Origin of the sequence: Specibacter sp. AOP5-B1-6 (genome assembly GCF_052376555.1) — a bacterium.
Classification (GTDB): domain Bacteria; phylum Actinomycetota; class Actinomycetes; order Actinomycetales; family Micrococcaceae; genus Specibacter.
The window spans coordinates 136,801-149,326 of record NZ_JBQSVT010000006.1 but is presented as its reverse complement, the minus strand read 5'-3'; the positions used below and the strand labels follow the sequence as shown (position 1 = coordinate 149,326).

Annotated in this window: 13 protein-coding genes; 6 read left to right on the top strand and 7 right to left on the bottom strand. The window is 59.7% G+C overall.

Annotation, left to right across the window (positions count from 1 at the left end; genetic code table 11):
• Positions 1–79: 79 nt before the first annotated feature.
• Positions 80–505 carry a PLD nuclease N-terminal domain-containing protein gene (locus ACT3TS_RS04815; protein ID WP_444530353.1) on the bottom strand — a complete coding sequence of 142 codons (426 nt, stop codon included), beginning with the start codon at positions 503–505 and terminating at the stop codon, positions 80–82.
• Positions 506–589: 84 nt separating this feature from the next.
• Between ACT3TS_RS04815 and ACT3TS_RS04810 the strand changes: the two genes are divergently transcribed.
• The gene (locus ACT3TS_RS04810) at positions 590–931 is read left to right on the top strand and encodes a DUF4229 domain-containing protein (RefSeq protein WP_444530352.1); all 342 of its coding nucleotides are present in this window, start codon (positions 590–592) and stop codon (positions 929–931) included.
• Here ACT3TS_RS04810 and ACT3TS_RS04805 read toward each other — a convergent pair.
• From ACT3TS_RS04805 to ACT3TS_RS04785, 5 genes are all read right to left on the bottom strand, one after another.
• Complete coding sequence (locus tag ACT3TS_RS04805; RefSeq protein WP_444530351.1) at positions 928–1,812, bottom strand: 1,4-dihydroxy-2-naphthoate polyprenyltransferase; 885 nt, start codon at positions 1,810–1,812, stop codon at positions 928–930. The two genes, ACT3TS_RS04810 and ACT3TS_RS04805, sit on opposite strands and share 4 nt — an antisense overlap.
• 102 nt (positions 1,813–1,914) lie before the next feature.
• Positions 1,915–3,057 carry an AMP-binding protein gene (locus ACT3TS_RS04800; protein ID WP_444530350.1) on the bottom strand — a complete coding sequence of 381 codons (1,143 nt, stop codon included), beginning with the start codon at positions 3,055–3,057 and terminating at the stop codon, positions 1,915–1,917.
• A gap of 20 nt (positions 3,058–3,077) precedes the next feature.
• The gene (locus ACT3TS_RS04795; RefSeq protein ID WP_444530349.1) at positions 3,078–4,034 is read right to left on the bottom strand and encodes a 1,4-dihydroxy-2-naphthoyl-CoA synthase; all 957 of its coding nucleotides are present in this window, start codon (positions 4,032–4,034) and stop codon (positions 3,078–3,080) included.
• Positions 4,035–4,095: 61 nt separating this feature from the next.
• A complete protein-coding gene (locus ACT3TS_RS04790) occupies positions 4,096–4,539 on the bottom strand; it encodes a VOC family protein (protein ID WP_444530348.1) in 444 nt (147 codons plus the stop codon).
• 56 nt (positions 4,540–4,595) lie between these two features.
• Entirely contained in the window at positions 4,596–5,030 is a 435-nt protein-coding gene (locus tag ACT3TS_RS04785; RefSeq protein ID WP_444530347.1) for a DoxX family protein, read from the bottom strand.
• 458 nt (positions 5,031–5,488) lie between these two features.
• Here ACT3TS_RS04785 and ACT3TS_RS04780 point away from each other — a divergent pair, with 458 nt between their 5' ends.
• The 4 genes from ACT3TS_RS04780 (at position 5,489) to ACT3TS_RS04765 (ending at position 10,307) form a co-directional block, all read left to right on the top strand.
• Positions 5,489–5,941, top strand: a complete 453-nt coding sequence (locus ACT3TS_RS04780) for a DUF6357 family protein (protein WP_444530346.1) — start codon at positions 5,489–5,491, stop codon at positions 5,939–5,941.
• 9 nt (positions 5,942–5,950) lie between these two features.
• The gene (locus tag ACT3TS_RS04775; protein ID WP_444530345.1) at positions 5,951–6,568 is read left to right on the top strand and encodes a GNAT family N-acetyltransferase; all 618 of its coding nucleotides are present in this window, start codon (positions 5,951–5,953) and stop codon (positions 6,566–6,568) included.
• A 2-nt stretch (positions 6,569–6,570) separates the two neighbouring features.
• Positions 6,571–7,254, top strand: coding sequence for a tyrosine-protein phosphatase (locus tag ACT3TS_RS04770; RefSeq protein WP_444530344.1), 684 nt, complete (start codon positions 6,571–6,573; stop codon positions 7,252–7,254).
• 149 nt (positions 7,255–7,403) lie between these two features.
• Positions 7,404–10,307 carry an SNF2-related protein gene (locus ACT3TS_RS04765; protein ID WP_444530343.1) on the top strand — a complete coding sequence of 968 codons (2,904 nt, stop codon included), beginning with the start codon at positions 7,404–7,406 and terminating at the stop codon, positions 10,305–10,307.
• On the opposite strand, the gene ACT3TS_RS04760 is transcribed toward ACT3TS_RS04765, so the two are convergent.
• Positions 10,281–10,595 (bottom strand): helix-turn-helix domain-containing protein, encoded by a 315-nt coding sequence (locus ACT3TS_RS04760; RefSeq protein WP_444530342.1) that lies wholly within the window; start codon positions 10,593–10,595, stop codon positions 10,281–10,283. The two genes, ACT3TS_RS04765 and ACT3TS_RS04760, sit on opposite strands and share 27 nt — an antisense overlap.
• Positions 10,596–10,692: 97 nt before the next feature.
• On the opposite strand from ACT3TS_RS04760, the gene ACT3TS_RS04755 reads away from it, so the two are divergent.
• Positions 10,693–12,522, top strand: coding sequence for a site-specific DNA-methyltransferase (locus tag ACT3TS_RS04755; protein ID WP_444530341.1), 1,830 nt, complete (start codon positions 10,693–10,695; stop codon positions 12,520–12,522).
• The last annotated feature ends 4 nt before the right edge of the window (positions 12,523–12,526 follow it).

Here is a 12,526-nt window from a genome sequence, read left to right as displayed (position 1 = left end):
ATCCGATGTTGTGCCCCCCACACCCGGACTGTGGGGCCCACAACTGCGAAGTCACGGCAAGGTCGGCCGCGACGAAAGGCTATTTCTTCGTTTCGTCATTCGGGTGCTCTTCGCGAAGCTTGGCCTCGCGGGCCTCCAGATCCGCCTTGAGCTTGCGGAGCCTGTCGGCCTCAAGCTTCTGTGCCCTGTCGACCTGCAAATTGCGGAGGAAATCGGGGTCGTCGTCAGGGGCAACCGAGCGGCCCGCATTGCCCTGGTAGGAAGATCCGCGCTGGCTGCCAGTCATCCCGCCGGGGCGTTGCGGGGATCCGGAAGTTGAAGCAGCGTACTGCGGACGGCCGAACAGGAACCACAGGCCCACGCCAATGACGTTCAACACCACAATGACAAGGATCCAGGCAGGCTTCGGAATGCTCCGCACGTCGTTGGGTTCACTGCGGATGCAGTCAATGAGTCCGTAGACAAAAACGACAACAGCCAAGGCCACGGGAATTATATAGCGCATACTTCAGTCTACCGTTGACGGACAAATCCGGCCCCCTGCCAAGGTGCAGGGAAGACACCCAGCTTTAGCAGCTAAACTTGGTCCGTGGCTTTCTTCAAATACTCCCTGATCCGTGGCGTGCTTTTCCTGGCCTTCTTCATCGTGGCCTACAAGGCGCTGGACATCAGCCCGCTCACCGCTGCGCTGGTCGCGGCCCTGTGTGCCTTTTTGATCAGCTACTTGTTCTTCCGCAAACAGCGCTCCGGCGCGACCGCCGACGTAGCCAAGACGTTCGCACCGAATGCCGAAACGTCGCAGTCGGCTGGCGCCGTGGCAGATGCCGACGCCGAAGACGCCCTCATCGACGAAAACCCCGACGTGTGGGTTGACGCCGACCGCAAGCCGGGCGCCACCAAGCTTGACCTCGACAAGCCCGGCGAAGCTTAGGCTAGAGCCCGGGTCAGGACCATGGCCGCCGCGAACAGGACGCTGAAGCCAAGGTTGATCAGCCCCGTCTGCTTCAGGACGGGGATCAGGGACTTGCGCTTTTTGCCCTTGAGCATGAGCCAGCTGGGCAGCAGCATGAACGGGATCAGCAGCAGCACCAGCAAAATCCACGGTTTCTCCGGTGCCAGGAACAGCATCAACGCCAGCGACAACGCCAACATCACCACATAGCTCAGCCGCGCATTCCGATCACCCAGGCGCACGGCGAGGGTCCGCTTGCCCACCTCGGTGTCGGTTGGAATGTCGCGGACATTGTTGGCCATCAGAAGTGCGACGGCGATCAGGCCCGTTGAGATTGAACCCAAGAGTGCCGCCGGGCTCACCGATCCGGCCTGGGTGAAGGTGGTGCCCAGGGTCGCCACCGGGCCAAAAAAGAAGAACACGAAAACGTCGCCAAGGCCCATGTAGCCGTAGGGGTTCTTGCCTCCCGTGTACCCCCAGGCGGCCAGGACCGCGCCGGCGCCCACGAGCAGCAGCCACCAGGCCTGCGAGAGGACCACCAACGCCAACCCGGCCACCATCGCCAGGCCAAAGGCGGCAAATGCCGCCATCTTCACGTGCGACGGTTTTGCCACACCGCTGCCCACCAAACGCAGCGGCCCAACCCTGACCTCGTCGGTGCCGCGAATGCCGTCCGAGTAATCGTTGGCATAATTGACGCCAATCTGCAGGAGCAGCGCCACCAGGGCGGCCAAAACGGCCCGGACCCAGTGCAGCCCGTCCAGATCGTAGGCCGCGGCGGTGCCGATAATCACGGGGGCCACTGCCATGGGCAGGGTCCTTAGACGAGCCCCGGAAATCCATTGCCCCACAGTGGCCACGGCGATACTCCTTTATGTGCAGTTGAATGAAATATGCGTATGTGAATAAAAATTGACGGCACGTTCCACAGGCCGCAGTGCTAATTCTGCCCTTTTCCGGAGCTACAGTGCGTGTGCAGCCTCGGTCAGGGTGGCCAAAATCGCCGTCCTGTCGGGCTTTCCGTTGCCCAGCAGCGGCAGCTCGGAGACGAACACCACAGTCTTGGGCACCAGCTGCGGCTCCATGACAGCGCCCGCGCCGGCCAGCAACTCGGCCAGCGAGCACGAACCAACCACCATGGCGGCCACCTGCTGCCCCCACTCCTGTGACGGAACCGGGACCACAAACGCCTCGCGCACACCCTGCACGCGGTGCAGCCCGTCCGTGACGGCGCCCGCGGAAACTTTCAAGCCCCCGGTGATGATGACATCGTCCACCCGGCCCAGCACGCGCAGCCGTCCGTCACTGTCCAGCTCGCCCAAGTCGCCGGTTTCATACCAGCGCACCAGTTCGCCGTCGTGCTCTTCAGTGAAGAAGGACGCGGCGGTGAGCTCGGCATTCTCAAGGTAACCGGCAGCCACAACGTCGCCGCCGAGCAAGACCCTGCCGTCGCGGATGGCGAGCTGCACGCCGTCGAGCGGGACGCCGTCGTACACGGCGCCGCCGCAGGTTTCACTCATGCCGTACGTGGTGACGATGTTCAGCCCGGCACCGCGCGCGGCCTCCAGCAGCACGGGGTTGATGGGGCCGCCGCCGAGCAGGATCGCGTTGAAGCGGCGCAGCACCGTCAGCGTTTCGGCGGTGGGGTTGGTCAGCAGGCGCGTGAGCTGGGTGGGCACCAGGGAGGTGAAGCGGGTGTTGTCGGTCAGCTCCTGTGCCGCCTCGGTGAACGCTTCGGGGGTGAATCCGCCGCTCAGGTCCATGGTCCAGGGGCGGGTGCCGGCGAACAAGCTGCGCACCAAAACCTGCAGCCCGGCCACGTAGTTCATGGGCAGCGCCAACAGCCACTGGCCCTCGCCGCGCAACGCCATGGCCGTGCCGACCGACGACGCGGCCAGCGCCTCCACGCTCAGCATGGTGCGCTTGGGCGTGCCGGTGCTCCCGGAGGTGAGTACGACGGCGGCAATGTCGGTGTCGCTGTCAGTCGGCAGTCCCAGCCCGGTTTGCGGGATGAGTGTGAAGGTGCCGTCCGGGGCGATTTGGACCGCGGGGCCTTCGCCGTGCAGTGCTTCGGAGAGGGCCTTGAGCAGGGGTTCAATAGTCATGGGTACCTATATATGGGGGATTAGAAGTAGTACGGGAAGGAGGACCAGTCGGGGTCGCGTTTTTCCAGGAACGCTTCCTTGCCCTCCACGGCTTCGTCGGTCATGTAGGCCAGGCGGGTTGCTTCGCCGGCAAAGACCTGCTGCCCGGCCAAGCCGTCGTCGGCCAGGTTGAACGCAAATTTGAGCATCCGGATGGCCTGCGGGGACTGGCGGGCAATGTCGGCGGCATATTCCAGGGCCACCTTTTCCAGATCCTCGTGGGCCACTGCTTCATTGACGGCGCCCATGCGGACCATGTCGTCGGCCGAGTATTCGCGGGCCAGGAAGAAGATCGCCCTTGCCGCCTTTTGGCCGATCTGGCGGGCCAGCAGTGCCGAACCGTAGCCGGCGTCGAAACTGCCCACGGTGGCGTCGGTTTGTTTGAACTTGCCGTGTTCGCGGGAGGCGATGGTGAGGTCCGAGACAACATGGAGGGAATGTCCGCCACCGGCAGCCCACCCGTTGACGACGGCGATGACAACCTTGGGCATGGTGCGCATGAGGCGCTGGACCTCAAGGATGTGGAGGCGGCCGGCGCGGGCCGGGTCAATGGTTTCCTTCGTTTCGCCCTCTGCGTACCGGTAGCCGTCACGGCCGCGGATGCGCTGGTCCCCGCCGGAGCAGAAGGAGTGTCCGCCGTCCTTGGGGGAGGGACCGTTGCCGGTCAGAAGCACCGTGGCCACGTCGGGCGTCATGCGGGCGTGGTCCATGGCGCGGTAGAGCTCATCGACTGTGCCGGGGCGGAACGCGTTGCGCACCTCGGGGCGGTTGAAGGCGATGCGCACCGTGGGCAGGTCCCTGAGGATTTCCCCATCGGCGCTGCGCTCCACCTGGCGGTGGTATGTCATGTCGGTGAAGTCGAAGCCCTCAACCGCGCGCCAGCGGGTGGGGTCGAAGATGTCTGATACCTGGTCTGGAAGATTCTGCACGCTGCTCACCCTTGTGATTCTAGCCGGGCGGTTCCAACTGGCGGGACAGTGCGCGGAGGGGGCGCGGGTGTCAGCTGATGCAGAACTCGTTGCCTTCGGGATCGGCCATGGTGAACCACGCATGCGGCCCCTGGCTCGCTTCCCACAGGAAGGTGGCGCCGCGGGCTTCCAGTTTCCCGCGGACGGCTGACTTGTCGTCGCCGCCGAGCCGCACATCCCAGTGGATGCGGTTCTTGCCTGCCTTGGTGTGCTCGCTGGTCTGGAACAAAATTCTGGGCTGGTCCTGTGTGGCAGCAGCTGCCCCGGGGGTTATTGCGGCCCCGCCGGCCCAGACCAGGACGCCGTTGTGGACGAGGGTTTGATCCTCGGTGGCGAAACCTTTGGCCACCATTGAGCGGATGAAGTCCTCATCGGAGGGCTCCGCCTGCCACCCCATGGTCTCCGCCCACCAATCGGCAAGAACGTGCGGATTGAGGCAGTCAACGACGATTTGCAGTGAAAGTGAATAGGCCATGGGAGAAGTCTGCCGCCACCGGCGCCGGGCGTCCAGTGCCGGTGGCGACTCGACTGTTAAGCCAGGACGCGCAGCTTGGAAGTGCTGCGGCCAAACAGGAGGTGATCCAGCGACAGCCTGCCGGGGCCGGCAAGTGCCACCGCGAGGGATGACGCACCCAGCAGCAGGACGAGTTCAAATCCGCCGGCCTCCACAAAAATGCCCGCCGGTGCGTGGACCAGGATGATGGCGCCGAGCATGTTCAGGGTCAGCAGCGCGGCGAAAGGACGGGTGGCCAGGCCGAGAATCAAGGCGATGCCGCCCACCAGTTCCAGGGTGGCAATGATGGGGGCCACCACGTCGGCGGCGGGAACACCCATCTGGGTGAAGGCGCCTTGGGTGCCGGCGAGGGTGAATTCGTTGTACTTCTGCCAGCCGTGGGCGGCAAAGAGGAAGCCAACCACTATGCGAAGGACAGTGCGGGCAGCCGTGTTCAGGGCGAGGTTGTTCATGGGAATCTCAACGTTTCGTCGGGGGCATGGGCGGGTCTTCAGAAGAAGGACCAAGCATCAAATGATTGAAGCTTCAATCAAAGTCTTGCAGACCTTAAGTTGATGCGTCAACTATGGATGGGTGTGGGCCTCACCTCGCAGGGTCGCCAGCCCACGCCAGGGGCCGGAAAGTGTTTTTCCATGAGGCGGAACGCGTTGCAGTCTTCCGGCCGGTAAGAGGTGCTGCGGACGGTGGGTGGAGCCCTGATAATTTCACAAACTGCGTTGCCTTTCGCCGCGGTAGTACGTCATGTCGGTGAAGTCCAAAGCCCCAACCACGCGCCAGCGGGTAGGGTTAAAGGTGTCAGAAACCTGCTCAGGACGTTTAGTTTCGCTGACGGCTCCTGTGATTCTGACGGGCGGAATTAATTCGCAGCCTGTCGCGATGAAGTAATGAGTCGGAAGTGTAGGTGGAGGTCATGGACGAGCTTGTCTTCGCTCGCGAATCCTCGTGGTTCCCCAGCGTGATTCGGCAGGATGGTGAGCTGCGGATCCACTTGATTGGTGGAGCCGATGCCTTGCATGACCCGAGGACATTCACCTTCCCGATCGAAGCAGCGCATCTGACCGTGATCCGCACGAGTCTGGCGCGGCATCTGTTGCTATACTGTGCACTTACTCCGCTGGCAAATGCGGCCGGGATTGGAGGACCGCTGGATGAAAGAGCGGCCATAGCGCTCCTGGACCCAATACTGCTTTCAACCGATGACGAAGTTGATCAATTCTTCTGGAAAAACCGGTGGGACAAACGCCTGCTCGTTGCCCACGGGGCCAACATCCACCTCCTCAAGCGCGTCCAGCTTGTTGCTGCATTGCGTCATGCGACGCCGCACTCGGACTGGTCCAGAGTGCACAAATACTTGGGACGATAAAGTTCTTCCATGGACTTGATTGAATCTGTAACCCTGCGCGGAAAATACGTCACCCTCGAGCCGCTGCACCTCGACCACCACGACGGCTTGGTGGCGGCCGCGTCCGACGGCGAGCTGTGGAACCTTTGGTACACCACAGTTCCCCGCCCGGAGGGCATGCGTGGTGACATTGAACGCCGCCTGGCTGCGCAGGATGCCGGCTCCGAACTGTCGTTCACCACAAGGCTCAACGATCCCTTGACTGGCGAAGCAGGCCGCATTATTGGGCTGACCAGTTACTACGCCATTGACCTGGCCGTGCCCCGGCTGGCCATTGGGGCGACATGGAACGCCGCCAGTGCCCAGGGCTCGGGAACCAACCCGGACAGCAAGAGACTGCTCCTGGCGCACGCCTTTGAGACGCTGGGCTGTGAGGTGGTGGAGTTCCACACGCATTGGATGAACACCCAGTCACGCGAAGCCATTGCCCGGCTGGGCGCCAAACAAGACGGCATTTTGCGGGCGCACCGCCGCCTCGCCAATGGCACGCTGCGCGACACCGTCGTGTTTTCCATCCTGGCAGTGGAATGGCCCCAGGTGCGCAGCGGTTTGGACTACCGCCTGGCCAAAAAACGGCCGGCCCAATAACAGTGACCGGTCCGCACTGGGAAGGCGCCGTCAACGCCAGGCTGCTCGCCGGCGACATTTACCGCATGGGTCGCAGCGAGTGGCTCACCGAGCATGGCTGGGACCAGGCATACAACGACGGCGTTCGCACAGTCATTGACTTGAGGAACCTCGCGGAGCGCAAGCGCAGGCCCAGCGACCCGGTGGTGAGCGAAGGTGCGTTGGCACGGTTCTCCGTCGTGCATGCACCCACGGAAGACCCTGAGGACCCACGCTATGAAGAACTTTTCCACCCCTATATGAATCACCCACGGCTGTATTCGGACATGATTGCGTTGTTTCCGGATCGGGTGGCCGGCGTTTTCAGGGAGTTGGCGGCGGCGCAGGGCAAGGTGGTGATTCATTGCTCGGCCGGGCGGGACCGGACCGGGTTGGTTGCGACATTGCTGCTGGCGTTGCTTGGGCAGGCCGGGCGGGCTGCGGCAGAGGATGAGCTGGCGGCGCGCGGCATCAACGAGTGGCATTTGGTTTCGCCGGTGAAACATCCCCATGAACGGCATCTGCCAGTGGGGGAGATGGCCGAGGTTGTCCAGGGCCGGGGCCGGGCCGTGGCGGAATTTGTGGGCGGCATGGACGTGCGCGCGTTCCTGCTGGCCAACGGCGTGCGTGCCGAGGAGATCGACGCCGTAATTGCCCGGAGCCGCTGAGGCGGAGCCCTAGTTGCTAATTGCACTCCCAAGTAAACAGATGGACGTGCATATTGATTGAGTTATGTGGTCACTGAGGGGTATCGAAGCAGTGCTTCCACTACCTTCATGGTAGAAAGCATGTATATATGCTTTTGAGGGGAGCTGCCGTGACCACGGATCATCACGCCAAGTATTGGGCCCATGTCCTATTGGCCCAAGACGGCACGACGGCGGATATCACCTCAGCGGTGGCTCAAGCCAAGGTGGACTTGAACCCGCACCAAGTTGAAGCTGCTGCCTTCGCGCTGCAATCGCCTCTGAGCCAGGGCGTCGTGCTGGCTGACGAGGTGGGGCTTGGAAAAACCATCGAAGCCGGCCTGGTCTTGCTCCAGCTTTGGTCCCGACGGAAACGCCGGCAGCTGATTATTGCCCCGGCCACGTTGCGTCGACAATGGGCGAGTGAGCTCACCGAAAAGTTTGGACTCCCAGCCAAAGTGCTGGACAAAGTAGGCTATGCGTTTGGCGGCAACCCCTTTGACGATCCCAAAAATGTACTGATTTGCTCCTACCACTTTGCTGCAGCCCACCGTGCTGATGTTCGCGCTGTGAGCTGGGATCGCGTGGTCTTTGATGAAGCGCATCAGCTACGGAACGTGTGGAAGAAGGGTAACCAGCGAGCCAAACAGCTTGCAGAGGCAACCCAAGATGCGCCGACTCTGCTTCTTACAGCAACGCCGCTGCAGAACTCATTGATGGAACTCTACGGGCTGGTATCTGTCATCGACCCACACCTCTTCGGCGATGACAAGTCATTCCGGGCCAAATACGCCGGTGCCGGAATTCAACCGTCAGCCATGCTGGAGCTCAAGGAGCGCCTGGCGCCGGTGGTCAAGCGCACACTGCGCCGGCAGGTCCGCGAGTACGTAAAATTCACCTCCCGCGTGCCCATCACGCAGGACTTCACTCCTACCCCGGATGAAGAAGCACTGTATGAACTCGTCAGCGAATATTTGATTCGCGAGAATTCCTACGCCTTGCCTTCCGCTCAGCGGGCCCTGATGAGTTTGATACTCCGCAAGATTCTCGCCTCGTCCCCGTTTGCCATTGGAACGACTCTTGGCCGTATGGCCGATCGGCTGGAATCGAGCGTCTCCGTTGACGGGAGTGCGCCCGCGCTCGCGGGCGAACTGGAGATTGATGAAGATTACGACGGCGGGCTGGAATCTGCCGGGACCGAAGCCAGTGTGATGAACGGGCTTGGTACTGGGGTCGGGAGGCGGGGCACAGTTTGGCAGGACCCTGATCATTTGAGTGAGATCGAGGGGCGCCGGGAGGAGGCCGCTGAACTGCGTGAGTTCTCGGAACTTGCGTTGGGAATTCGTAACGACGCGAAATCTGCAGCGCTTCTCAAGGCATTGCCGCTGGCTTTCGAGAAGTCAGCCGCGCGAGGTGCACCAAGGAAGGCTGTCATCTTCACAGAGTCTCGCCGGACGCAGGCACACCTGGTGGAGCTGTTGGAAAGCAGCGGCTACGCGGGGCAAGTGCTGACCATCAACGGAGTCAACACCGAGCCGCTACCGAAGGCGTTGTATTCACAGTGGCGCGATAAGCGCATGGAGATGGGCCTCTCCGGAGGAAGTAGGGCCTCTGACACTAAATCGGCAATCGTTGAGGCTTTCCGCAACGACTATTCCATATTGGTGGCCACCGAGGCTGCCGCCGAGGGTCTCAACTTGCAGTTCTGCTCGCTTGTAGTGAATTTCGACCTCCCATGGAACCCCCAGAGGATCGAGCAACGGATTGGCCGCTGCCACAGGTATGGCCAGAAACACGACGTCGTCGTGGTCAACTTCCTGAACACTTCCAACGAGGCAGATCAGCGCGTCTATGAATTGCTTGATGAGAAATTTCAGTTGTTCAGTGGGGTCTTTGGCGCCAGTGATGAAGTTCTTGGTGCCCTCGCCTCTGGTTTCGATTTTGAGAAGCGCATCGCAGACGTTTATCAACAATGTCGAACGACAACGCAGATCGAAGCAGCGTTCGTCCAGTTGCGGAAGGACCTTGAAACCGAGATCGAGGCAAAGATGGACTCGACCCGAACCGCTCTGCTCGACGGTTTTGATGACGAAGTCCTGGAGCGGCTCAAGGTGGAGTTCGACGGGCGAAAGGGAACTCTCGGTGCAATCCAATCTGCGTTGTGGAAGCTGACCCAGCATGAATTCTCTGGAACTACTGGCGTGGAGTTCAGCACCAAGGAATTCCTCTTTGAAGTGGCAGAACCGATTCTGGTCGGTGCTGCCAAAATTGCCGGGCATAGCAGGCACGCCCTCGAGTGGGGCTTGGCTCAAGACCGCTCGGCAGAGTTCTATCACCATGGCACAGCGCTAGCCACGGCCCTGATTGGTTCCGCATCCAAGAGAGAGCTTGTCCCTGCTTGCATCCGTTTCGACTACTCGTCCAGCCCTGTCACGGTGGGTGCGCTGGAGGGACTGAAGGGGAAAACGGGTTCGCTGGCCATTCGTCGAGCCTCATTTGACTCCGCCGATAGCGTCGTCGAGTTGCTGCTTGCCGGGACCACCGACGACGGCGGCATACTGGAACCCGAGCAAGTGCACCGGTTATTTGGGTTGGCTCAGGCACACGCGACTGCTGCTGAAATGGTTTCCAACAGGGAGCTTGCTGACGCGATCGAGACTGAAACGCGGAAATTTGATGCGGATCAGAGGGAACGGCTGGAGGAGCTGTTCATTCAGGAGTCCGAGAAGTTGGACCGGTGGGCTGAGGACCTCAAATCCGGGCTGGAGCTTGAAATCAAGGATCTTGATAAACAGCTCAAGGATGTATCCAAAGCGGTGCGCCAGATGGCAGGCATGGGTCTGGCAGACAGGCTCGCTGCCGAACGAGGCAAACAGCTCTTGGAGCGCAAACGGAAGGCGAAGCGGCGGGCGCTGGAAGATGAGGAGGACGCCATTGATGCACGGCGAGATGACCTGCTCTCAGGCGTCGAAGTCAAATTAGGCGCTGAACTTAGCGTTGAGGATGTTCTAACGGTTCGGTGGGAACTGGTTTAGCTTTTCAGCTTCCATGGTTCCGTGGTTCGCGACAACGATTTCGATGAGACTTGCCGGGTCAAGCTGTAATGCATCGGCAACGTCGATAATCATGGCTACAGAAGGATTGGATACGCGTTTCGTGGCGTAGTCGGCTGAACCGCGCTCCAAAGTCCGGTAGTAACCCAAGGAGACGCCAGCAAAGTCGGCGATGGCCTGCTGTGTCTTGCCGATTTTGTCCCTCTGGACAGACAAAAGGGCGCCCAAAGCGCGGGCCGCATCAGGGTGGAGGGTTCTTCTTTGCGTCATCCATTTGACTCAAGCGCCAACTCATGACGTTAATGACATGTATATATGTCATCATGGGTGACTTGTGTCGCCTTACAGCTATTTCGGGGGTTTTAACGTGTCCGATCAGGATCTTGCCATCAACCAACTTGCAGCAGATGGGGTTCGCGATCGGGGCGATGAGCTTGCCCAACTGTTCCCCGAGGCCATGACCGATGGCAAGGTCGATGTCGAGAAATTGAAAATCCTGCTTGGAGAAAAAGTAGAAGAGTCCCAGGAGCGTTACGGACTTACCTGGCCGGGCAAGCGCGACGCCGTCCGTCTGGCGCAGAAGCAGTCGACGGCCACTCTCGAGCCAATGCCTGATGATTCTGTTGATTGGGACACGACCAAGAACCTCATTATCGAGGGCGACAACCTCGAAGTGCTCAAGCTCCTTCAAAAGAGCTATTACGGCCGAGTCAAGCTGATCTACATCGATCCGCCATACAACACCGGCAAGGACTTTGTTTACCCCGATGACTTTGCCGAGCCCACGGAAAGTTATCTCTATCGTTCAGGACAGATTGATGGCGACGGATTTAGAACGTCAAGTAATAAGGACTCTTCGGGGAGGTTCCATTCAGATTGGTTAAGCATGGTCTATCCACGGCTAGTTGCCTCTCGGAATCTCTTGAATGAGGACGGTGTTATCCTAATTTCCATCGACGACGCGGAACTATCCAGACTGATCCTCGTTGTTGAGGAAGTCTTTGGTGAAGAGAACTTTGTAGCTACGCTCATCCATCAGCGGGCCAAAGGGGGAGGGAATGCTAAGAATATAGTTCGAGGGCATGATTATGTGATCGCTGTTGCCAAAGACCAAGCTAAAATGGCTCCGTTGCGGCGTGACAAGGTGGTGCAAGGGCGTATCGAAAATATTGACGGGGTCGACTATCTCATCGATGATGACGTATTACGCAAAGTATTTGGTAAATACGATGCGGGTGTTGAGCGCCGTTGCATGTACGAAGAAGTAATACAGTACAAAGGTCTGGCCAAGAAAAATGAGATTGATGCGGCAATCGAGGCTGGGACCATGTTTTTGATCCCTTGGGGGATGGGGATGCATGCGATTGCGAAAAGAATTCCAGTCGCAGCTGCAACATCGAAACTCTACTCGATCATCAAAGTTCTCTCTGAGGAAGGGAAGAAGGACCTGATCGAGTTAGGACTGCCAGATACTTTTGACTATCCGAAGCCCGTAGACTTTGTAAAACAATTGGTTAGGGCCACAACACAGTCCAAGACGAGGGATCTCGTCCTGGATTTCTTTGCGGGCTCTGGGACAACTGGGCATGCTGTCATGCAACAGAATGCTGAAGACGGTGGCAATCGACGCTTTATTCTGGTTCAGCTGCCTGAAGCTACCGACAACCCTGAATTCCCCAAGATCTCGGACATCACCCGTGAGCGCATACGGAGAGCTGGCAAAAAGATCAAGGAAGAAGCTGGTCTCACCGGTGGCTATATGGATATTGGCTTCCGTTCATTCAAGCTGAGCGAATCGAACTTCAAGAACTGGGACGCCGACGCGGAAACGCTGGTGGCGAAGGACCTCGAAACGTTCGTGAATAACATCAATACGAACGCCAATGATGAGGGAATCGTCCACGAGATCCTGCTCAAAGCCGGCATCCGTCTGGACACCGATCTCACCACCATCAAGGTCGATGGCCAAGATGTCACATTGGCAGTCGAAGGACTCATCGCAGTTAGCGCTAATCGTTCCATTACGCAGGATTTCATCAATGGGCTTTTGGCGTTGGAACCCCAAGTTCAGCAGGTCTATCTGTTGGATTCGGGCTTCGGCGACAACGACTCTCTCAAGGTGAATGCTCGACACCAATTTGCCGCTCGCCGTTCGGAAAGCGATCCGGACAAAGACGACGCGCTGCGAACGGTTTAGGCAC